At 70.9% G+C, this 21,457-nt stretch carries 15 protein-coding genes; 6 read left to right on the forward strand and 9 right to left on the reverse strand.

Features of this window, described 5'->3' with window-relative positions:
* The 4 genes from KI385_RS06095 to tdh all read right to left on the reverse strand — a co-directional run bounded on the left by KI385_RS06095 (window position 1) and on the right by tdh (window position 4,657).
* Window positions 1–1,347: a chloride channel protein gene (locus KI385_RS06095; protein ID WP_238571197.1), complete on the reverse strand. Its 1,347-nt coding sequence runs from the start codon at window positions 1,345–1,347 to the stop codon at window positions 1–3.
* 99 nt (window positions 1,348–1,446) lie between these two features.
* Complete coding sequence (locus KI385_RS06100) at window positions 1,447–2,355, reverse strand: LysR family transcriptional regulator (RefSeq protein ID WP_238571198.1); 909 nt, start codon at window positions 2,353–2,355, stop codon at window positions 1,447–1,449.
* Window positions 2,356–2,390: 35 nt separating this feature from the next.
* On the reverse strand, window positions 2,391–3,584 hold the full coding sequence (locus KI385_RS06105) for a glycine C-acetyltransferase (protein WP_238571199.1): 1,194 nt from the start codon (window positions 3,582–3,584) through the stop codon (window positions 2,391–2,393).
* A gap of 44 nt (window positions 3,585–3,628) precedes the next feature.
* Complete coding sequence (tdh, locus tag KI385_RS06110; protein WP_238571200.1) at window positions 3,629–4,657, reverse strand: L-threonine 3-dehydrogenase; 1,029 nt, start codon at window positions 4,655–4,657, stop codon at window positions 3,629–3,631.
* A gap of 325 nt (window positions 4,658–4,982) precedes the next feature.
* Between tdh and KI385_RS06115 the strand changes: the two genes are divergently transcribed.
* Both KI385_RS06115 and KI385_RS06120 read left to right on the forward strand, forming a co-directional pair.
* Complete coding sequence (locus KI385_RS06115) at window positions 4,983–6,401, forward strand: S1 family peptidase (protein ID WP_238571201.1); 1,419 nt, start codon at window positions 4,983–4,985, stop codon at window positions 6,399–6,401.
* 186 nt (window positions 6,402–6,587) lie between these two features.
* Window positions 6,588–9,377, forward strand: coding sequence for a hypothetical protein (locus KI385_RS06120; protein ID WP_238571202.1), 2,790 nt, complete (start codon window positions 6,588–6,590; stop codon window positions 9,375–9,377).
* 47 nt (window positions 9,378–9,424) lie between these two features.
* Here KI385_RS06120 and KI385_RS06125 read toward each other — a convergent pair whose 3' ends face one another.
* Window positions 9,425–10,204: a VOC family protein gene (locus KI385_RS06125; protein WP_238571203.1), complete on the reverse strand. Its 780-nt coding sequence runs from the start codon at window positions 10,202–10,204 to the stop codon at window positions 9,425–9,427.
* A gap of 148 nt (window positions 10,205–10,352) precedes the next feature.
* Between KI385_RS06125 and KI385_RS06130 the strand changes: the two genes are divergently transcribed.
* From KI385_RS06130 to KI385_RS06140, 3 genes are all read left to right on the forward strand, one after another.
* Window positions 10,353–12,776: a SpoIIE family protein phosphatase gene (locus tag KI385_RS06130; protein WP_238571204.1), complete on the forward strand. Its 2,424-nt coding sequence runs from the start codon at window positions 10,353–10,355 to the stop codon at window positions 12,774–12,776.
* Between the two features lie 123 nt (window positions 12,777–12,899).
* Window positions 12,900–13,091 carry a hypothetical protein gene (locus KI385_RS06135; protein WP_128504900.1) on the forward strand — a complete coding sequence of 64 codons (192 nt, stop codon included), beginning with the start codon at window positions 12,900–12,902 and terminating at the stop codon, window positions 13,089–13,091.
* A 362-nt stretch (window positions 13,092–13,453) separates the two neighbouring features.
* Window positions 13,454–13,960: a DinB family protein gene (locus KI385_RS06140; RefSeq protein WP_128504902.1), complete on the forward strand. Its 507-nt coding sequence runs from the start codon at window positions 13,454–13,456 to the stop codon at window positions 13,958–13,960.
* 130 nt (window positions 13,961–14,090) lie between these two features.
* Here KI385_RS06140 and KI385_RS06145 read toward each other — a convergent pair whose 3' ends face one another.
* The 3 genes from KI385_RS06145 to KI385_RS06155 all read right to left on the reverse strand — a co-directional run bounded on the left by KI385_RS06145 (window position 14,091) and on the right by KI385_RS06155 (window position 17,788).
* The gene (locus KI385_RS06145) at window positions 14,091–14,981 is read right to left on the reverse strand and encodes a GNAT family N-acetyltransferase (protein WP_238571205.1); all 891 of its coding nucleotides are present in this window, start codon (window positions 14,979–14,981) and stop codon (window positions 14,091–14,093) included.
* Window positions 14,982–15,131: 150 nt separating this feature from the next.
* Window positions 15,132–16,583 (reverse strand): amino acid permease, encoded by a 1,452-nt coding sequence (locus KI385_RS06150; RefSeq protein ID WP_238571206.1) that lies wholly within the window; start codon window positions 16,581–16,583, stop codon window positions 15,132–15,134.
* A gap of 248 nt (window positions 16,584–16,831) precedes the next feature.
* Window positions 16,832–17,788 carry a hypothetical protein gene (locus tag KI385_RS06155; RefSeq protein ID WP_238571207.1) on the reverse strand — a complete coding sequence of 319 codons (957 nt, stop codon included), beginning with the start codon at window positions 17,786–17,788 and terminating at the stop codon, window positions 16,832–16,834.
* 1,037 nt (window positions 17,789–18,825) lie between these two features.
* Between KI385_RS06155 and KI385_RS06160 the strand changes: the two genes are divergently transcribed.
* A complete protein-coding gene (locus tag KI385_RS06160) occupies window positions 18,826–19,359 on the forward strand; it encodes a winged helix-turn-helix domain-containing protein (protein WP_238571208.1) in 534 nt (177 codons plus the stop codon).
* A 199-nt stretch (window positions 19,360–19,558) separates the two neighbouring features.
* Here the strand turns inward: KI385_RS06160 and KI385_RS06165 are convergent, their stop codons facing one another.
* Window positions 19,559–21,289 (reverse strand): hydrogenase maturation protein, encoded by a 1,731-nt coding sequence (locus tag KI385_RS06165; protein ID WP_238571209.1) that lies wholly within the window; start codon window positions 21,287–21,289, stop codon window positions 19,559–19,561.
* Window positions 21,290–21,457 lie beyond the last annotated feature (168 nt).

Genomic DNA, 21,457 nt, shown 5'->3' on the forward strand with positions numbered 1-21,457 from the left:
TCACCCGGCGGCCGGCGGGGTCGCGGGGGCGGCCGGGGTGAGCCGCAGCGCCACGACGTAGGAGACGACCACGGCGACGATCACCAGCGGCATGACGGTGAGACCGTTGTAGCCCATCAGCAACGTGGCCAACAGCACCGACGTCATCGGGAGCCTGAGCATCGCGACGCACATCGCCCCGACGCCCATCGCGAAGCCCGGGGTGAGCGAGAGACCGGGCAGATGCGAGAGCGCCACACCGCCCGCAGCCCCGATGAACAGCGCCGGGAAGATGGGGCCGCCCCGGAAGGCGCTCAGCGAAGCGCAGTACGCCAGGCCCTTGCACAGGACGAGGAGCAGCAGCGCCGCCACCGAATAGCCGGCGCTGTCACGGAAGAGCGAACCCAGCGCCGACTGGCCCGAATAGAGCATTTCGGTCGCGGGCTTGCCGGTCGCCTCGGCGAAACCGACCGCCAGCGCCCCCACCACCAGGCCCATCACCACCGTCGCCGGTACCCGGTGACGGACCACCCGCCCCTTGAGGAACAGCGAGAGCCGCCGTACACCGGACGCGACGACCGCGGCAGCCACCCCGATGACCAGCGCCCAGCCGAACTCCGCGAGCGTCGGCTCCGTGGCCCGGGGGATGTCGTGCAGTGCGAGCGAGTACGTACCGAGGCCGGTCCAGTTCCCCAGCCCGATGAAGATCAGCGCACCGATGCCGGACGCCAGCAGACCGGGCACCAGCATCATCCCGAGCATGGGACCGCTCAGCCCCGAGACCTCCATCAGCAGGAACGCGCCCAGGAGCGGGGAGCCGAGCAGCGCGCTGACCGCCGCGAAACTGCCGGCGGCGCCCACCGTGGCGACGGCCCGGCCCGGCATGTTCAGGTTCATCAGCCGTACGGCGCCCACGGCCAGTCCACCGCCGAGGGCGATGAGCGGCGCCTCGGGGCCGAGCACCGCGCCGAAGCTGAGGGAGGCCAGGGCCGCGAGCACGATCCCGGGGAGCGCCGAGAGGGCGGGCGCGCCGCCGACCGTCAGCCCGTCGGCCGGCTCATGGCCACCGTTGCCGGGGAGGTAACGGATGGTCAGCCCGACCAGGAGACCGGCCACTGCGAGCATCGGCAGCGGCCACCACAGCGGCGTCCCGGCGAAGCCGAGCGCCCGCGGCAGGTCCTCATTGATCAGCGGTTCGAGTGCATGGACCAGCGTGAGAAAGCCGAACGAGGCGGCACAGACCGGGACCCCGATCACCGTCGCCACCAGCAGAAGCTTCAGATACCCGCCGGTGCGCACCATCGCGTACGGATCCTCGGGCACGGTGGCCGGTGCTCCGCCGACCGGGCCGGTGGGGCCGACCGACATCGCCTCGCCTCCTCACCGCCGCCGCCGTGACGAGCCTGCCATGACCGGCTCCGGTCGGCACCTCGGACACGATCCGGACGAGCGGCGTTCCTGCGCCCCTCACCCCTGAGGCGCCGCCGCTTCCTGGAGGGCGGCAAGGACCGGGCGGAAGAGCGGGTGCTCCTCGGCTCCGCGGCGTACCGCGGCGAAGACCTTGCGGGTGGGGGCCACATCGTCGACGGGGCGGACCACCACCCCCGTGAGGTCCATGTCGCGCAGGGCCGAGCGGGGGACGAGGGCCACGCCCGCCGCTGCGGAGGCGAGGGCGACGACGGCGCGGAAGTCGTCGGAGGAGTGTTCCAGGCGGGGCTGGAAGCCGGCGTATTCGCAGGCCAGGACGACCACGTCATGGCAGGGGTTGCCGGGGTAGGGGCCGATCCAGAGGTCGCCCGCGAGGTCGGCCACGGCCACCTGTGGCGCGTCGGCGAGGCGGTGGCCGGGCGGGAGTACGGCGTCGAACGGCTCGGCGTAGAGCGGGACGCGGGTCAGCCGTGGGTCGTCCGCGCCCGGTGCGCCCCGGTATTCGACGGCCACCGCGACATCGACCTGCCGGTCGAGGACCATCCGCAGGCTGGCGTCGCCCTCGGCGTCCTGGACACGGACCCGGATGCCGGGCGCGGAGCGGGCGAGCGCGGTGAGGGCGGGCGCGACGACCAGGCCGATGCCGGTGGCGAAGGCCGCGACGGTCACCGTGCCCGCCTCGCCCGAGCCGTAGGCGGCGAGCTCGGACTCGGCGCGCTCCAGCTGTGCCAGGACGGCGTTGGCGTGGGTGAGCAGGATGTCGCCCGCGGCGGTCAGCCGTACACCGCGGGCGCTGCGCTCCACAAGGCGGTGGCCGGTCTCCTGTTCCAGGGCGGCCAGCTGCTGGGAGACCGCCGAGGGCGTGAGATAGAGCGCGGCGGCCGCGGCGGTGACCGTGCGGTGGTCGGCCACCGCACGGAGGATGTGCAGCCGTCGTGCTTCGATCATGTTTCCAGTTTCGCAGCAGTGACGCTCGGGTCGCGTCACTGCCCCAGCGCGGACCTCGCATCGATGAACGCGTCGACCGCGCGGTTGACGTCCTCGGTGGAGTGGGCCGCGGACAGCTGCACCCGGATCCGCGCCTGGCCCTGCGGGACGACGGGGTAGGAGAAGCCGATGACGTAGACGCCGCGCTCCAGGAGCAGCTCCGCCATCTTGGCCGCCTCGGCCGCGTCGCCGATCATGACGGGGGCGATGGCGTGGTCGCCGGGGAGGATGTCGAAGCCCTCCTCGGTCATCCGGGAGCGGAACAGCGCGGTGTTGGCGTGTAGCCGTTCACGCAGCTCACCGGCCGACTCCAGCAGGTCGAGCACCTTGAGCGAGGCGGCCGCGATCACCGGGGCGAGCGAGTTGGAGAAGAGGTAGGGGCGCGAGCGCTGGCGCAGCAGCGCGACGATCTCGGCGCGGGCCGCGACATAGCCGCCGGAGGCGCCGCCGAGGGCCTTGCCGAGGGTGCCGGTGATGATGTCGACGCGGTCCATCACGTCGTGCAGTTCGGGGGTGCCGCGGCCGCCGGGGCCGACGAAGCCGACCGCGTGCGAGTCGTCGACCATCACCATGGCGCCGTAGCGGTCGGCCAGGTCGCAGATCTCGCGCAGCGGTGCCACATAGCCGTCCATGGAGAAGACGCCGTCGGTGACGACGAGCTTGCGGCCCGCGCTCCCCGCCTCCTTCAACTGCCGTTCCAGATCCGCCATGTCGCGGTTGGCGTAGCGGAAGCGGCGGGCCTTGGAGAGCCGGATGCCGTCGATGATGGAGGCGTGGTTGAGGGCGTCGGAGATGACCGCGTCGTCCGGGCCGAGCAGCGTCTCGAAGACACCGCCGTTGGCGTCGAAGCAGGAGGAGTAGAGGATGGTGTCCTCCTGGCCGAGGAAGCCGGAGATCCGCTGCTCCAGCTCCTTGTGGACCTCCTGGGTGCCGCAGATGAAGCGGACCGAGGCGAGGCCGTAGCCCCAGCGGTCGAGCGCCGCGTGGGCGGCCGCGACGACCTCGGGGTGGTCGGCGAGACCGAGGTAGTTGTTGGCGCAGAAGTTGAGGACCTCGCCGGGGTTGCCGCCCGCGGTGACCGCGACGGTGGCGGACTGCGGGGTGCCGATGACGCGCTCGGGCTTGTGCAGGCCGGCGGCGCGGATCTCGTCGAGGGTGCCGCGGAGGTCGTCGCGTACGGAGTCGAACATCAGGGTTTCTCCAGGAATCGGGGTGGGGCGGGACGGGCGGCGGGTCAGCTGGTCCAGTCGAGGATGATCTTGCCGCTGCGGCCGCTGGCGGCGTCGTCGAAGGCGGCGTCGAAGTCCTGGTGCGAGTAGCGGCCGGTGATCACCGGCGCGAGGTCCAGACCGCCTTCGAGCAGCACGGACATCGCGTACCAGGTCTCGAACATCTCCCGGCCGTAGATGCCCTTGATCGTGATCATGGAGGTGACGATCCGGGACCAGTCGACGGGGAACTCCTGCGACGGCAGGCCGAGCACGGCGATCCGGCCGCCGTGCGTCATGTTGGCGATCATGTCCCGCATCGCCTCGGGCCGGCCGGACATCTCCAGTCCGATGTCGAAGCCCTCACGCAGGCCCAGCTCACGCTGGCCGTCGGCGATGGTCGTCTCGGCGACGTTGAGGGCGAGGCTCACACCGACCTTGCGGGCCAGGTCGAGGCGCGGCTCGCTGACGTCGGTGATCACGACATTGCGGGCGCCCGCGTGCCGGGCGACGGCCGCGGCCATGATCCCGATCGGTCCGGCGCCCGTGATCAGCACATCCTCGCCGACCAGCGGGAACGACAGCGCCGTGTGCACGGCGTTGCCGAACGGATCGAAGACGGCGGCGATGTCGAGGTCGACGGGGACGCGGTGCACCCACACATTGGCGGCCGGCAGCGCCACGTACTCGGCGAAGGCACCATCCCGGCCGACGCCGAGGCCGACCGTGGACCGGCACAGATGACGGCGGCCCGCGAGACAGTTGCGGCACTTCCCGCAGACGAGGTGGCCCTCGCCGCTGACCAGGTCGCCGGCCTTGACGTCGGCCACATCGCGGCCGGTGTCCACCACCTCGCCGACGAATTCATGGCCGATGGTCAGCGGAGTGGCCAGCGACTGCTGGGCCCAGCCGTCCCAGGCGCGGATGTGCAGATCCGTGCCGCAGATGCCGGTGCGCAGCACCTTGATCAGTACGTCGCCCGGGCCCATGGCCGGTTCCGGCACGTCCATGAGCCAGAGTCCCGGCTCCGCCTTCTGCTTGACCAGTGCCTTCACCGCGGTGGCTCCCGTGCGTAAGAGTGCGTGCTTGCCGGGGGCGCCCCGGCCGCCCGATCTCCGCCGGAAAATCTTCCTTACGTCGGCCGCCCGGTCCATCGAGGTTTTCTTAAGCGCGATCACAGCTGCCCTTTACGCCCGTGAGGCGGCCGGGAGTGTAGGGGGTCCCGGCCGCGGGCGGCGGAATTCATCACAGCGTGAGTGGCCATGAGACCGGGGTGCCCGGGGTTACGTACGACTGGGTGGCAACACCGCACGGGTACCGACGCGACGCACCGCGGCCTCCCGTGTGCTTCGTACCTGTGCGTCCCTGGAGGTCAGTGAATTGAGCCACCGACACGTCAACAAGCGGACGGGCGCCATCGTCGGCGCGGCCGCTGCCGCCATCGCGGCCGCGGCGATCCTGCTTCCCAACGCCAACGCGAGCACGGACACGCCAACGGCCCCGCGGACGTTCAGCGCCCACTCGGCCACCCAGCTGGCGACGGCCCTCAAGGCGGATCTCGGGGACAAGGCCGCCGGCTGGTACCTGGACGGTGCGAACGGCCACCTGGTCATGAACGTGCTGTCGCAGGACGACGCCGAGAGCGTCACCGCCAAGGGTGCCGTCGCCAAGGTCGTACGCCACAGCATGACCGCACTGAAGGCCGGCGCGCAGACCCTGCGCGAGAACGCCTCGGTGCCCGGCACGGCGTGGTCGATCGACCCGAAGACCAACAAGATCGTGGTGCTCGCCGACAGAACGGTCACCGGCGCGAAGATGGCCCAACTGTCCAAGACCACCGGCGGTATGAGCGATCTGGTCACCGTCAAGCGGTCGCGGGGCGAGTTCACTCGGTACGACGGCGACGACGCGGGCAGTGCGGCGGGAGCCGGCGGTGCGCAAGGCGGCGGGCAGGCCGCGGGGCCGGTCGGCGGCAGTGCCATCTTCGGCGGCAATGCGCGCTGCTCCCTGGGCTTCAACGTCACGGTCAAGGGCGCGCCCGCGTTCCTGACGGCGGGTCACTGCGGCAACGACTCCAAGACCTGGTCGGCGGACCAGGGGGGCGGTCAGCCGCTGGGCACCGTGGCGGACTCGCAGTTCCCGAAGACCGACTTCGCGCTGGTCACCTATGACGACCCGGGCGCGCAGCCGCAGAGCGCGGTCGACCTGGGCAACGGCAGCACCCAGCAGATCACCAAGGCCGCGGAGGCCGCCGTCGGCATGAAGGTGCAGCGGTCGGGCAGCACCACCGGACTCCACGACGGCACCGTCACCGGCCTTGACGCCACGGTGAATTACGGCAACGGCGATATCGTCAACGGCCTCATACAGACGGACGTCTGTGCCGAGCCGGGCGACAGCGGCGGCTCGATGTTCTCCGGCGACTCGGCCGTCGGACTGACCTCCGGCGGCAGCGGCGACTGCACCCAGGGCGGCGAGACTTTCTTCCAGCCGGTCACCGACGCGCTGGAGGCCACGGGTGCGGAGATCGGTGCCGGCGGTGGCGGCGGCAACGGCGCGGGCGGCGGCGACACGGGGGCCGGGAACGCCGGTGCAGGGAACGCAGGGGCCGGGAACGCCGGCACGGGGACGGAAGACCCCGGTACGGGCACCCAGGACCCCGGCACGGGGACGGAAGACCCGGGTACCGGCGCCCAGGACCCCGGTGCGGGTACCCAGGACCCCGGTACCGGTGCCCAGGACCCGGGAGCCGGCGGCAGCAGTGACCCCGGTATGGGAAGCGGTGATTCGCTGAACTGACCGCTCGCCGGACCGACCACAGACAAAAGGAAATTCACGGTGGCTTCGGCCCCGCCCACCCGCAACGACGCCGGTGGGCGGGGCCGCTGCGCACGACGGGGCCCCTGAGTGTGGCGGAACCATAGCGACCGCCCGCGGAGCGGTGTCAAAATACCGGCCCTACTCCGACCCTCCCTCAGGGAAATCATGGCGTCGAACGAACTCGATTCCCCTATCCCCGTCTTCCGCGGAGCCGGGCATCTGCTCCGCCTGATCGCCGATCTGGTGCGCAGGCCACGGCGCCGGGAGTGTCCGGAGCCGGTGCGCCACCGCGGAGTGGCGCAGGGGCGGGAAGGCCTTCCGGTGATCTGTCTGGTGGGCGGTGACGATCATCCCCAACTCGCCAAGGGCATCAGCTACTTCCTCAGCCACGCCGATCCCCGGCGGGTACCGCACTGTCTGCACGATCTCCGCACCGACACCTCGTCCTCGGACCCGGAGTCCGTCGAGGCGGTGCGCCGCACCCTGGAGCGGCTGGCGCAAGGCTTCGCGCTCAGCGTCAACGGCAGCGACGGACGGGTCCGCTTCCGCCGGTTCGGCCTGGTCAACTGGCTGACACAGACCGGCGTGGGCAACGGCCCCGGCTACACGGGCGGCCTGGAGGGCAATGACCACACCCTGCTGCAAGGACTGCGGGAGCGGGAGTTCCGGCGCCGGCGGCTGTTCGGGCTGCTGCGCTCCCCGGAGACCGAGCTCGCGGTGGACGGCAATGTGCCGTGGTGGGTATGGCTGTTCGCCGTCCATGTCTTTCCGCTCGCGTGGTTCCGGGTCCGCCGCGGGCTGGGCTGTGAGTACCGCTGGCTGCTCAACCAGCCCTATCTCGCGCCGCGCGACCCGGGCACGTTCATAGGCTTCGCCGAGCGGCTGACCGCACCGCACAACCAGGTCGAAGACCCGGAACAGTTACGCAAGTTGATGGTCAACGCCTTCCTGGAGGATCTGCGGGTCGCGTTCCGCCGCCGCATCTGGCGACCCCGTACGGCCCGGCGCACCGCGTACTGCGTGGCGCTGCTGGACGGCGTGGGCCCGGGCAACTGCGGCTATCCGCTGCTGCAGGCCGTCATCGACGTACGCAACGAGACCGGCGCCTTTGATCCGCTGCTGGTGATCAGCTGTGGTGCCGAGCCGCCCGCGGACGGCACCCCGATCCGTGCCGACTGGGGCCACAGCTCGCTGTGGGAGCTCTCCGACCGGCTCTACGGCGGCTGGCGGGACACCTTTCTGCACCAGGGCCGGGCCCGTAATCGCGCGCCCTGGTATCTACCGGTCACCGTGCCACGGCTGATGCCGCCGTCCGAGGAGAGCTACGAGCTGACCCGGCGGCTGGAGGTCGCCCAGGACGCCCGGCTGCGGATCCCCGAACCGCCGTTGTGGGCGCGCCGGGTGGTGTCCGTGGTGGCGGTGTGCGGTGCGCTCGTCGCTCTGCTGGGGGCGGGCGGGCTGGTGCTGGGCGGGGAGAGCAACTACCGGCAGGCGCACTGCGGTCTGAGCCGCTTCGAGGACGATGCGGCCACCCTGCGCACCGCCGGGACCGGCGAGTGCATCGGGGTGGCCCGGCACGGCTTCACCTTCCACTCCCCCGATCCGTCGCTCGACACGACCTTGCGGACCATCTACGCCCAGAACAGCCGCGCCGAGGAGGCGCACCAGGCGTCGCCGGAACGCCCGTTCGTCACCCTGGTCCATCTGTCGGCGCTGCTCAGCGTCTCGGGCAAGCCGACCGGGCAGCTCGCCTACGGGCGTGAGGCACTCCAGGGCGCGGCCAGCGCCCAGTCCCGGCAGCTGCGCAGCACCGGCGCCACGGAGCCGATTCTGCGCATCTTCCCCGCCAACGCCGGGTCGGGAATGCGCTTCGGCACCCAGGTCGTGGACATCCTGGAACAGCTCAAACAGCAGGATCCGTCCCTCGTCGGGGTCACCGGGCTCGACCAGAGCCGGGAGGCGACCAACCGGACGATACGCAAGCTGACCGCGGTGGGGCTGCCGATGGTGGCCACGACCCTGTCGGCGGACTCGCTGGTACGGCAGTCCCCCATGTACTTCCAGGTGTCGCCGCAGAACACCAGGGAGGCGGATGTCGCCGCCGCGTACGCCGACCACCTCGTGGGACAGGGCACGAAGCGGCCGACCCGGCGGGTGCGGATCATCGGCTCCGCCGATCCCAGCGACACCTACAGCAAGACTCTCGGCGACGATGTCGCCCTGCGCTTTCGCGGGCGCGGGTTCGCGGTCGAGAGAACCTCCTTCACCCCGCCCCCGCCGCCGGGCGAGGAGCCCTCGTCGGACGCCCCCGGCCCGGGGGCGGTCGGCCAGCGCAGTTGTTCCTATCCGGGTGTGGTGTTCTTCGCGGGGCGCTCGGAGGATTTCGAGTCGCTGCTCGGCGGCATCAACGAGTCCTGCAACTCGGATCCGCCCACGATCATCGGCGGCGACGATGTGGCACGGCTGGCCGCCGACGCGGACCGCCGAGAGCACTATCCCGGGATTCCGTACGACTTCCTGGACTTCACGCTGGGCTCGGCGCGCTGCGACGGCACCAGCGAGCTGTACGCGGAGTTGAGCAAGCTGTTCCCCGAGGAGTGCGCCAAGGTCGCGAGCTCTTCGCTGGACGGCCATGCGGCGCTCGGCTTCGACGCCGTCAAGCTGTACATCAACGCGGTCAAGCAACTGCGCGAGGAGGCCGCGCAGATGCCGCTGACACCGCCCGCGGTATGGCATGCGATCAGCGGCGTCCACGGCGACAAGGCGCTCGACGGGGAGAGCGGCATCATCAGCTTCGGCGGCGATGTGGACCGCCAGGTCCCGTTGGACAAGCTGCTGTCCGTGCAGCACATCGACGGTGTGGGCAGGCCGGCCCAGGCGGGGTTCTGCGGCCGGGTCGGCGGGCAGAAGCAGTCGTCGTGGTGTCCGCCGTTGGAGGCGGAGCAGGGCCGGTGAGGGGCGGACCGACGGTCAGGCGCTCAGGCGCTCAGGCGCTCAGGCGCTCAGGCCGAGACGACGGTGAACAGACCGCCGTCGGGGTCGCGGATGACGGCCTGGGAGCCCTCGCCGTCCGCGGTCGGTGTCACGGGGGTGACGGTCCCGCCGGCGGCGACCGCGGTGGCGGTCACCTTCTCGATGTCCTGGACCGGGAAGTGGACATGCCAGCGGGGGCGCACCCGGGGGTCCGGGGCGTCCTCGACGCCGCCACCGCGCAGGGTGGCGACGGTGTGCGTACCGTCGCGGACGATGACCTGGTCGTGTTCGTAGGTCACATCGCAGCCGCCCGGCTCGCCGCTGGCCCAGCCGAAGACCTCCGCGTAGAAGATGGCGGCGGCGAAGGCGTCACGGGTGCGCAGTTCCAGGCAGGCGGGTGCGTTGCCCTGCCCGACCGACCAGGCCAGCGTCTGGCCTTCCCAGAAGCCGAAGGTGGCGCCGTCGGGGTCGGCGGCCAGCGCGGCGCGCCCGGGGCCGAGCTTGATCGGGCCGACGGCGACGGTCGCCCCGCGCTCGCGGATGCGGTCCGCGGTGTCGTCGGCATTCGCCACGGCGAAGTACGAGGTCCAGGCCACGGCGACCTGGTAGTTGCGGGCGAGGGCGCCGATGCCGGCGACCGGCTCCCCGTCGGCCATCGCCACGGAGAACTCCTCGCCGAGACTGGCCGGCCGGAACCGCCAGCCCAGGACGGCGGAGTAGAACTCCTGCGCGGCCTCCAGATCGCGGGCCATCAGACTGACCCAGCACGGAGCGCCACGTACGGGAGTGGCGGGGCCATGGGCCGACATGACATCTGCCTCCTGTTGCTCAGCACCCTTTCCCACTCTGCCAGCGACCGGCCGGGGCCGCACCAAGGACGCGCCCCCCGCCAGCGCGGTTGTGCCGGTCTTGATCAGGCTCGATGCTGTAGTTACTGAACCGGGCTGGGTTGATGCCATGAACGCATGGAACGCGGCGGGCGGCGCCGACTTCCGTGGTCCCCTCGACGTCACCAGGGCGGCCACAGCGGTTCTGGATGCCCAGGACATGGTCATCGGGTGGAGCCCGGCGGCCCGGCGACTGCTGGGATACCGGCCGGCTGACATCATCGGGCGCCCGTTGGAGACGTTCTTGCCGGCCGCCGAGGCGGCCGGTCCCCCCGCGGCCGAGCAGCCGCCGCAGACCCCGCTGAGCGGCAGCGAGCCGCGTACCGCGCGGCACCAGGACGGCCGGCTGCTGCGGGTGGCGATCACGGCCTGCCCGCTGAGCGTCACGCGGGACGCCGACGAGACCGCGCCGGCCCGCCTTCTGACGGTGACCGAGCTGGAGGCACAGCGGGTGTGGGAGTCCCAGCAGGCGATGCTGCACGGGCTGGCCACCGAGTCCCCGGTCGGCCTGGGCATCTACGACACCGAGCTGCGGCTGACCTGGGCGAATACCGCGTTTGTGCAGGAGATCGGGCTGCCGCTGCAGGAATTCGTCGGCACCTTGGCCGATGCGCTGTACCCGGACGGCGAGTTCGTGACCGAGGGGTATCCGAGGACGCTCGAAGCGGTCATGCAACATGTCCTCGACACCGGCGAGCCGGTCCTCGATCTTCACTTCGTCGGTCAGCAGCCCTCCGACCCCGGGAGCGACCATGTCTGGTCCTGCTCCTACTACCGGCTGCAGGACGCCCACGGGCAGGTGCTCGGGGTGTGCGAGGACGCCTTCGACATCACCGAGCGCTACCAGGCACAGCGCCGGCTGAACCTCCTGGTGGAGGCCGGCACCCGGATCGGCACCACGCTCGACATGGCCGTCACCGCCCGGGAGGTCACCGAGGTGGCGGTGCCGGACTTCGCCTCCGTGGTCACGGTCGACCTGATGCAGTCCGTGCTGGAAGGCGAGGAGACGGAACCGGGCAACGGCATCCTGCCCCTGCTGGTCCGCGTCGCCACCCGCTCCGCCGACGATCCGGCGGACGCCGCGCCGCACCGCCCGTACGACATCGAGTACCCGCCGGGCTCGCTCCAGTACCGCAGCATGTCCTCCGGCGGGATGGTCTGCGGGGAGAGCGCCATGGTCGTGCCGCTGCGGGCCGGCGGCACCCCGATGGGACTGGTCACCTTCATCCGCAGCGAGTACCCGTCGCTGTTCGACAAGGGGGAGATCGAACTCGCCGACGAGCTGGTCATCCGTACCGCGGTATGCCTGGACAACGCGCGCCGCTTCACCCGCGAGCACGCCGCCTCGCTGACCCTCCAGCGCACTCTGCTGCCCCAGCATCTGCCGCCGCAGTCCGCCGTCGATCTGGCCCACCGCTATCTCCCCAGCGACGACCGGGCCGGGGTCGGCGGCGACTGGTTCGATGTCATCGCCCTCTCCGGTACCCGGGTCGGACTGGTCGTCGGGGACGTGGTCGGCCATGGGCTCCAGGCGGCGGCGACCATGGGGCGGCTGCGGACGACCGTACGCGCCCTGGCCCGGCTGGATCTGTCCCCCGACGAGCTGCTGACCCGGCTGGACGACCTGGTGGGCCAGACCGCGGAGGACCAGGCGGCCACGGACGGCCCGGACGCCGGCCCGTACGACGTCGCCACCGGCGTGACCTGCCTGTACGCGGTCTACGACCCGGTCTCGCGGCACTGCACCATGGCGCGGGCCGGCCATCTGCCACCAGCCGTCGTCGACCCGGAGGGCGGGCTGTACTTCCCGGATCTGCCGGCCGGCCCACCACTGGGCCTCGGGGGCCTGCCGTTCGAATCGCTGGAGATCCAGCTGCCGGTGGGCAGCCTCATCGGGCTCTTTACCAACGGGCTGGTCGAGGCCCGCAACCGGGATGTCGACGAGGGGCTGGAGATCCTGAGCCGGGTGCTGGGCGAGCACCGCAGACCGCTGGAAGAGCTGTGTGACCATGCGCTGGCCGAGCTGCTGCCGGACGGGTCGGCCGCCGACGACTCGGCGCTGCTGCTGGTGCGCACCCGCGAGCTGGACACCCGGCAGGTGACGGCCTGGGAGCTGCCCGCCGAACCGGCCGCGGCGGGCAAGGCCCGCGAGCTGGCCACCCGGCAGCTGCGGGAGTGGGGCCTGGAGGAGCTGTCCTACGCGACCGAGCTCGTGGTCAGCGAGCTGGTCACCAACGCCGTACGGCATGCTTCGGGGCCGCTGCATCTGCGGCTGCTGCGCGACCGGACCCTGCTGACCGAGGTGTCGGACACCGGCCACACCTCGCCGCATCTGCGGTACGCCGCCAGCGACGACGAGGGTGGGCGGGGGCTCTTCATCGTCGCGCAGCTGGTGCAGCGCTGGGGCACGCGCTACACGCCGTACGGCAAGACGATCTGGACCGAGCAGGCGTATCCGCCGCGGTATTCCGGGGCGCCTGGGCCGGTCGGCTGACGCGCCGGGCGAAGCCTGGGCCCGGGCTCGCCCGGCGTACATCGTGCGGGTGTTCGGAGGCAGCCTCATGATGGAACCAAGCGAGGTCCCGGCGACTCGGCGGGCGCGGACAGAGGAGGACCTGTGACGACCAATGGCAGGGAGCAGTCGGCCGAGCGACGGCCGGCCGAGCTGTACACCGGTAGCGAGCGGCCCTACGACCCGGAGGACCTGGTGAAGGCGTCCGGGCGCGAGCCCACCCCCGCGAGCCTGGAATGGGCCAGGCGCCTGATCGCCGAGGAAGGCCCCGGCGCCATCGAGCGGTATCTGCCGTGAGTTCCTGAGCACCGGCCCCGGACGGGCGGCTCGCCCGTCCGGGGCCGCCCAGCTGCGCGCGAGCGGGCGGTGGCATCCGCCCGGCCGCGCGGGTCGCGGTGCCGGTCAGTGGCGTCGGTCCGTCCGGGCCGAGCGGCCGGCCGCTCGGCCCGGACGGCGCACCCGCGCGCGTCCTGGAGACCCCGCTGCGACCGCCAACCGCCTTCCTCCCGTCGCAACGGGTCGTCCACCGGGCGGTGTTGAGCGTACGGCCGGTGAAGTCGTCCGCGAAAGGAAAACCCCTTGCGGCGGCCCGCGCCGCTCGGCAAGATCCCCTCGGCCGAGTCCCGCTCCGGGCCTCGCCGTACATAAGGAATTCAGCCATGACCACCGAACGCATCTCCCCGCCGGTACGCGCAGGCGAGCGGGAGACCCTGCGGGCCTATCTCGACTTCCACCGGGCCACCCTTGCCATGAAGACCGACGGCCTCTCCGACGAGGAGTTGCGCAGCCGCTCGATGCCACCCTCCACACTCACCCTGCTCGGTCTGGTGCGGCACATGGCCGAGGTGGAGCGCAGCTGGTTCCGCCGGGTGATCAACGGTGAGGACGTCCCGCTCGTCTGGTCGGCCGAGGGCGACTACCAGGCGGCGTACGACGCGAGCACGGCCACTCGGGCGGAGGCGTTCGACGCCTGGCAGACCGAGGTGGCACACTCCCGCCGCATCGAACAGCAGGCGGCCTCACTCGACGTAACGGGCTACCAGCCCCGCTGGGGCGAGCATGTCTCGCTGCGCCTCGTGATGCTCCACCTGATCCATGAGTACGCCCGCCACAACGGCCATGCGGACTTCCTCCGCGAGGGCATCGACGGGGTGGTCGGCGCCTGAGCCGCCGGAGGGGCCTTCGCCGCCCCGGTCACCCCCGCATTGATCGCCACCGCATGGTCAGACCTCCCTGCCACGATGGCGACCACGACCACTCCCGACCGCGCCGTGCCGTGAGGGCGCAGGACACGCCTTAGCCGAGTTCAAGACTCGTCACGGCGAAGGTGCGTTGCTGCTCCGTAGGCGGGACCGGGCCGGTGTACATGCGTACGGTGTGCGACCGCGGGGTCAGGCCGCGCGTGGTGACCAGGGTGTGGGCGGCGCGACGGGGCTCGGGGATGTCGAGGAAGACCTCGTCGGCCGGGTCGAGGGACGCGGTGAGGGCGTCGAAGAGCGCCTCCGCGGCCTCGGGGGTGTCGGCGAAGAGCGGGCCGATGCGGTGGCCGGTGCGGGCCGGGCGGATCACTCCGTAGCCGGCGATGACGCCGTCGCGCACATACGCGCGGGCGGTGTGGCCGGGGGCCGTCAGCCAGCGGGCGACAAAGGCGCGCCGGTCGGCGGGGAAGCAGTGCCGGTCATAGGCGGCGAGGGCGTCGAGGTGGGCGGCGGTGACGGGGACGACGTCCGAGGACGGCGGCGTGCCGGGGCGGGTGGGGCGTCCCGCGTAGCGGAGGGTGTCGTAGGCGGGGGTGAACCCGGCGCGCTTGTAGGTGGCTTGCTGCTCGGGGACCGCGTCGAGGCCGACGGTACGGGTGCCGGCGTGCGGGAAGGCGGCGCGCCAGGTGGCGAGGCCCAGGCCCTGTCCGCGGTGGTCGGGGTGGACGAGGTAGTAGCCGAGGAAGGCGTAGACGTCGGAGTAGTTGACGACCGAGACCGCGGAGACGGTCCGTCCGCCGAGCCGGCCGATGAAGAAGCCGGCGGGGTCGGTGGGGTGGAAGCAGGCGGTGTCCCCGCGCCCGGGATTCCACTCTTCGTCGGCGGCCCACTGCGCCACCTCGTGCCAGTCGTCCAACGAGGCGGTGGTGACGGTGAGTTCGCCGGTCGCGGCCGGCTGGTGGTGCGGGGCTTCGCCGATGTGGGGCATGGCGCGGTTCGTCCCTTCTTGTGGGGGCAGGGGGCGGAATCGGGTGTGGTGCTGTGCGGGGCGGGCCGGCCGGGGCGTCGCGACCGGCCGGGCCGCCCGTGGTGAGGCGGGCGCGCCAGGGCCTGTCGGCCCTGGTCCGCCGGGCGGGCGCTAGATCAGGTCCATGGCGGCGACCTCGTCGGGGCGGCCGTAGCTGACCGGGCCCTGGAAGCGCCGTCGGGCGGTGGCGAACCACCACACGGTGGCGATGATCAGCACCACTGCCAGCGCGATCGGGGCGTAGTTGAACGAGGCCGGGGTGATCGGGTACGCCTGGGGCAGCATGAACAGCACATTGCTGATCAGGATCCAGGTCACCGCGATCGCCGCGACCGGCTTGCCGTAGCGGCCGAGGTTCCAGGGTCCGGCCTGGAAGTCGTCGAGCCGCAGCCGCAGGAAGATCGGCACGGCGTAGGCGAGGAACAGCCCGACGACGTTGACGCTCACCACCGCGGTGAAGGCGGTGTGGGACCACCAGCCGGGCAGCACCAGCACCAGGGGGCAGGCCGCGGCGAGCCAGACCGCCTTGACGGGCGTACGGGTGCGCGCGGACACCGAATGCCACCAACGGGAGCCGGGCATCGCGCCGTCGCGGGAGAAGGCGAAGATCTGCCGGGTATTGCTGGTCATGTTGGCGAGACCGCAGAACAGCATGGCGCCGATAACGATCAACAGCAGGAACTTGGCGGTGCTTTGGCCGAGCGCGTCGATGAGAATCTGCACCGGCGGTGCCTCGGCGGTCGCGGCGTGGCCATAGTCGCGGATCGCGTACACCAGTGCGAGCATGAGGATCAACCCGGTGATCGCGGAGTAGCTGATCGCCCGCATGATGCCCCTGGGCGCGTTGACCGTTGCCTTCACCGTTTCTTCGGACATGTGGAAACTTCCGTCGAAACCGGTGAAGGTCCAGCTGGTGACGAGCAGCCCCAGCATTCCGCCGTAAATCGCATGCGTGAAGCCGGTGTTGTTGGCGAAGTGGGTGACGAACGACGGCGACTGATGGTGGTCGGGTATCACCGTCAGCGCGCCGACGATCACCACCATGCCGATCAGTAGCCACCACACGGAAATCCGGTTCACGACCGCAACCAGCCGCACCGTATAGGTGTTGGCCAGCGCCTGGACAATGAGGATGACCGCGGTGATACCGACCGTCTGTTGCGGCGTCGGCTCGTAGGACGGCCACTGCATGGCGATGAATGCCTGGATGAAGGTGGCGGCGGCGAAGTTGGTGGCGGCCGTGCCGCCGACCTGGCCGACGAAGTTGAGCCAGCCCGTGTACCAGGACCAGGCGCCCTGGTGCCGCTTGGCCAGCTTGCCGGCCGAGAAGTAGAGCGCGCCGCTGGTCGGGTAGGCGGAGGCGATCTCGCCCATGGCGGCGCCGACGAACAGCACCATCACCGATACGCCGATCCAGCCGAAGATCAGGACCCGCGGGCCGCCGGCGTTCATGCCGAACCCGAAGGACGAGAAGATTCCGGAGATGATGTTGATGATGGTGAAGGAAATGGCGAAATTGTCGAATGCGCGGAATCTGCGGGTCAGTTTCCGCGGATAACCCATGGCATGGAGCGTCGCGTCATCATCGAGCGTGACGGGATCTTCCGGGTGAGGGGCTTTCGAGCGGGCCGGGGACGTACGCTCGGACACAACCGCAACCTTTCTGGGGGGAACCAAGGGGGGAATTGGCGGGCTGAGCTGATCGAACAGGTGGGGCGGATTCAGAGCAGACGGAGAACAGATAGGGGGTAGGAAAGGAAAAGGCGTGGAGCGGCTCGGGCGGATTTTCGCGGCCATTGATCCGGCGCGTATCAGGCGTCATGCGGAACGGGGAGTCCGCAGGAGCGTCTGGCCTTGGTCAATTGCTCCGCGGGATCGCCGAATGCGCTCCAGGGCATACGTGAGGCGTACGGCCCCATGGCCGTGAAGACTTCCCGTGCCTCGAATTCACGCTTCGCCATGAACAGCGCATGCGCCAGATACGCCAGGTCGAGCACCGGCGTGAAGCGGTAATCGGCCGCCCGCGGAAACCAGTTGCGGTAGATGCCCATCGCGGTGGAGATCCACTGGGGTTGCTCCCATGTGCGGTCCGCGAGCAGGGCGGACGGGTTGTAGTCCTCGACCAGGGCCACCAGCGGCAGCAGCCGGAGCGGCGAGGCGGCCGCGGCCCGCTGGCTCAGGAACGCGGCAACGTCCCAGCTCGCGCTGGACGAACCGCCGTAGCGGGTGAAGAAGAACGACAGGAAACGGTGGTGCGCCTCGCGGTGCCAGGGGGCGAGCCGGAGGATGTGGGCGAAGAGGTACCACGGGCCGGGCGGTGCGGTCAGCAGGCCCTGTGGCGCGGGGTCCCGCGGGCGGTCCAGGCGCGACAGCGCCAGCTGGGCCACCCAGGGGGTGGGGTCCTCGGGAAGCAGCTTGGCGGCCCGCTCACACGCCGTTTGCGCTATCCGCGCCAGGGCGCCCTTTCGGCGGTCGCCGGCGTCGGCCATGCGCAGGGCCCGGAGCATCGCCACCCGCGCCCAGAGCAACGCCGCCTCGGGGCCCGGTTCTTCGGCCAGCCAGCGCTCCGCCAGGTCCGAGTCGGCCGCCTCGGAGGCCAGCACCAGCGACCGGTGCGCCCGGACCTCGAAATCGTCCCGGGCTTCCTTCAGAACCTCGTGCGCGCTGAAGTACCGTCCGGTCCTAACGTCCATACACGCGCGCGCCAGCGCTCGGTCATTGGCCGCTGGACTCCACACGTACTGCCCCTCGAAAGAGCCGGCCGCCATGGTCCCCTCCCGGTCACGAAGGCGTCATCCCCCACACCGCATTCCAGCCGTGCCGAATTCAGCTGGATCCCTACCACCGGTCAAGTGGCAGGGGTCACACCCTACTCATCATCAACTCATCGCGAAAACAAGTCGCCTGGAATATCTGGTTCCGCACCTTTTAGTCTTGATGAGATTGAAGAGGAAACAACTTTCCGGCCGATCTCCTGAACCTCTCCACTTTGCCGCCCGATACGCCGCTGAGCATTTATTTGGCATATTCACATGTTCACAGAACATCCACAACTGGACAACGTTATCGGATACCCCTCCGCTTCGGCGGACATCAAGGCTGATCGTGGGTCGGACCGGGACCCACAACTCGGCCCCGGTGGCGCAGACACGCCCGCGGGCGGAGGGTCGCCGCACCGTGGCGCCGGAGCCCGTTCGGTAACTGCTCATAGCTCTCGGCCACTTCACGATGCTTTCCAGCCATGCCGGCCGGGGGTGGCACCGAGGCCGGGGCGGACGGCTCCCCCGAAGCCGGGGAGAGCGGCACCGAACCCGGGGCGGGCGGCGCGCGATCGCCCGGCCGGACGCGACCACCCGGGCGGGCACCGTCCGCCCGAGCCGACGGCCCGCCATGAATTTCTTGTGCGTTTTGTTGAACGAAACAACGGCCTACTGGATGCAACACACCACCCCGCCGCCCGACTTGGCGCCGGACAACACGGATTCGGCTCAAGAGCAACCGAATTAGCGGAAGCTACTTTCCGGAAGCGCGCGATCACATGTAGCGTTCGTCTGGACCGGAGGCCGTGGCTTCGCACCACGTCATGGCCGAGTACGGGCATGGGCGCGAGCGTTCTTACGGCACGAACGGAGCGATCGCCCCCGCTCGGCGCACCCGCATCACGAGTGCCTATGCGCCGTCCCCGCCTCACCACCGGACTGCGTCGCGCTCGCTGCGTAGCACCTCAGCACCCTTGAACGTCGAGCACCGCCATGTCTGTCCGTACACGCCTGCTTTGCAAGAGGAATGGGCCCAGATCATGTTTATGAACTCCTCGACGACCCCGCTTGCGTTGCGACCGGACGCCGACTTCGGCCGCCCGGAAATAGCCGGGCCCGGCGAAGGGCCACCCCTGGCGGTCGACCGGCTTCCCGACGGCACGTGGCAACTGACCCTGCACGACCTGGAACCCGTATCGGTCCACCGGCTGCCCTCGGACGAGGTCCACATCATCCTGGCGCCGCCGCGTGAGGAATCGCGCCACCGCGACGAGCAACCGGCCGCCCGGCCCCGGCCGGAGCCGATCCGGATCGATACCGCGGCCCGGACCGTCTTCATCAAGGGCCGCCAACTCGGCCTGCCACGGCTGGAATTCGATCTGCTGGCCCATCTTGTGCTGCATCCACGGCGCGCCTTCACCAGGGAGCAGCTGATGGCTGCCGTCTGGCCCAGCTGCCAGTCCAGCACCCGCACCGTCGATGTCCATATCGCACGGCTGCGCCGGCGCCTGGGACCGGGGCTGCGCGACTCGATCAGCACGGTCTTCGGCATCGGGTACAAGTACCAGCCCACGTCTTAGCCGGGTTTCGCCGCGGCGGACGCCGCCCGTACGCACAGGGGGGACGATGGCCGGTCGGGGGCCGGCCACCGTCCCTCGGCCGACCGCGTACGGCTGCCTCCCCGGGCGTCACCTTTCGGCCAACGCCTGTCGACCCGTCAGAGGGAGGGGACCGGAACCGGCGGCGGCTTCGTCGCGCCGGAGAGATCCGTGTTGTCCCTCATCCGGCCCCGCCGGACAATGCCCCGGCAGGGCCGGCGTTGAGGTGCGACGGGGTACCGGCGGCTGGTTCCTTGCGGACGAAGGCGCGTCGTAGGGCATGGTAGGGCTGGTCCGGGTCGTAGAAGATGCGGTGCATACGGGCCAGTTCGTCCTCCCGGTAGGCGGCGAGCGGCCGTTCGGCCTCGTCGCGTTCCCGGTCGGCCTTCTTCGTGGCGATCCGGGCCTGGGTCGCGGGTGACGACGCCAGCCGGACGGCGAGATGGGCGGTCTGTGCGGCGAACTCCTGCGGGGCGCAGTCGATGAGCCGGTCCACCAGCCCGAGCCGCTGCCCGGCCGCCGCGGTGATCGGCAGGGCGCGTTCGGTGAGCTGTGCGGCCACCTCGGAGCCGGCCCGGCCGGGCAGGGTGTACGTCCAGTATTCCGAGCCGTAGAGCCCCATCAGCCGGTAGTGGGGGTTGAGCACGACGGCCGAGCGGCACCACACCTCGTCGGCGGCCAGGGCCAGCATCGCCCCGCCGGCCGCGGCATTGCCGCCGAGCACGGCGACCACCAGCCGGTCGGTGGTCGTCAGGACGGCATGCACCAGGTCGTCCATCGCGTTGATGTTGGCCCAGGACTCCTCGGCGGGGTCGGCGGCGGCCTCGATGACGTTCAGATGGATGCCGTTGGAGAAGAAGTCCCGTCGGCCGCCGAGGACCAGCACAGAGGTCGGCCGGGCGCAGGCGTGGTGGTAGGCGGCGAGCAGCCGCCGGCAGTGGTCGGTGCTCATCGCGCCGCCGGGGAAAGAGAACTCCAGGAAGCCGGCCGGGCCGTCCTCGTGGTAGCGGATGTCGGCCCAGGTGCGAGGGCCGCCGTCGCCGGGGGCGAGCGGTGCGGGGACCTCGGGCACGGGTGGGAGACGGTCGCCCAGTGCCAGAGTGGCGGGGAGTTTGACGGTGCCGGGCCGCCCCGGGGCGCGTGGCGGCCGCAGTTCGGGGATCCATACCGCGCCGTCGGCCGTCGCCCGGCAGATCGCGCCACATCGGGTGGCGAGCAGTTCGCCCGGCCGGCCCGTCAGGGTGTCCTCCGGGTGGCCGCCGTGCAAATGCCAGGTGTCGCCGAGCAGTTCGTCCCGTACGCCGGGCTGCGAGTCGGCAGCGCGCAGTTTGCGTACGACGGTGTCGGTGGGGTCCAGGTGCCAGTCGATCCGGCGGCGTTCCTGGCGGAAGGGCGGCCGGGGGCGGCCGGGTTTCGCGGCGGCGGGCAGCGAGTCCTGCGGTTGCGGGCGGTGGGTGCCGGACGCGCAGCGTTCGACGGCGGACAGCACCGCCTCGATCGCGGCATCGGCGATCTCGTTCCGGTAGAGATCGCTCTTGCCCACATCGGGGACCGGGCAGCTCGCCGCGGCCCAGACATCACCGGCGTCCATCTCCTCATTGGCCTGCAGGACCGTGACGCCCCATCGGTCGGCGCCCAGGTGTACCGCCCAGTCCACCGAGGAAGGGCCGCGGTCGCCGACGGGGCCGGGGTGCACGATCAGGCAGGTGTACGCGGACCACACCTCGCGGGGAACGGCCGTCTTGAGCATCGGCGCCACGATCAGATCGGGCGCATGACGGTGTACGACCTCGGGGAGCGGCGTCTCTCGCGTCACCAGCTCCACGCTCACGTGGTACCCGCTGTCGCCGAGTTCGGCGTACACGCGCTGCGTCAGGCTGTTGAATGCGCCGGCGATGAGCAGAATGCGCACGGCAGACCCCCTGGAGCTGGAACCGATGAGCGGGTAACTGGTCGTGATCGTTCCCCACCCGTGGCCGTGGGCCCCGGGACCTGCTCGGCAGGTCACCCGAACGACGGCCGCCGTGCGGCGCAATGCCCGCACCGGGCGCGCACGGACGATCCGTCCTGACTGCTCGTC

The organism is Streptomyces inhibens, from assembly GCF_022221585.1.
Classification (GTDB): Bacteria; Actinomycetota; Actinomycetes; order Streptomycetales; family Streptomycetaceae; genus Streptomyces; species Streptomyces inhibens.

Bases quoted from the DNA above. Each gene is read 5' to 3' on its own strand.
- KI385_RS06095 (WP_238571197.1), bottom strand. From the start codon at position 1,347: ATGTCGGTCGGCCCCACCGGCCCGGTCGGCGGAGCACCGGCCACCGTG.
- KI385_RS06100 (WP_238571198.1), bottom strand. From the start codon at position 2,355: ATGATCGAAGCACGACGGCTGCACATCCTCCGTGCGGTGGCCGACCAC.
- KI385_RS06105 (WP_238571199.1), bottom strand. From the start codon at position 3,584: ATGTTCGACTCCGTACGCGACGACCTCCGCGGCACCCTCGACGAGATC.
- KI385_RS06120 (WP_238571202.1), top strand. From the start codon at position 6,588: ATGGCGTCGAACGAACTCGATTCCCCTATCCCCGTCTTCCGCGGAGCC.
- KI385_RS06125 (WP_238571203.1), bottom strand. From the start codon at position 10,204: ATGTCGGCCCATGGCCCCGCCACTCCCGTACGTGGCGCTCCGTGCTGG.
- KI385_RS06130 (WP_238571204.1), top strand. From the start codon at position 10,353: ATGAACGCATGGAACGCGGCGGGCGGCGCCGACTTCCGTGGTCCCCTC.
- KI385_RS06140 (WP_128504902.1), top strand. From the start codon at position 13,454: ATGACCACCGAACGCATCTCCCCGCCGGTACGCGCAGGCGAGCGGGAG.
- KI385_RS06145 (WP_238571205.1), bottom strand. From the start codon at position 14,981: ATGCCCCACATCGGCGAAGCCCCGCACCACCAGCCGGCCGCGACCGGC.
- KI385_RS06150 (WP_238571206.1), bottom strand. From the start codon at position 16,583: ATGGGTTATCCGCGGAAACTGACCCGCAGATTCCGCGCATTCGACAAT.
- KI385_RS06155 (WP_238571207.1), bottom strand. From the start codon at position 17,788: ATGGCGGCCGGCTCTTTCGAGGGGCAGTACGTGTGGAGTCCAGCGGCC.
- KI385_RS06160 (WP_238571208.1), top strand. From the start codon at position 18,826: ATGAACTCCTCGACGACCCCGCTTGCGTTGCGACCGGACGCCGACTTC.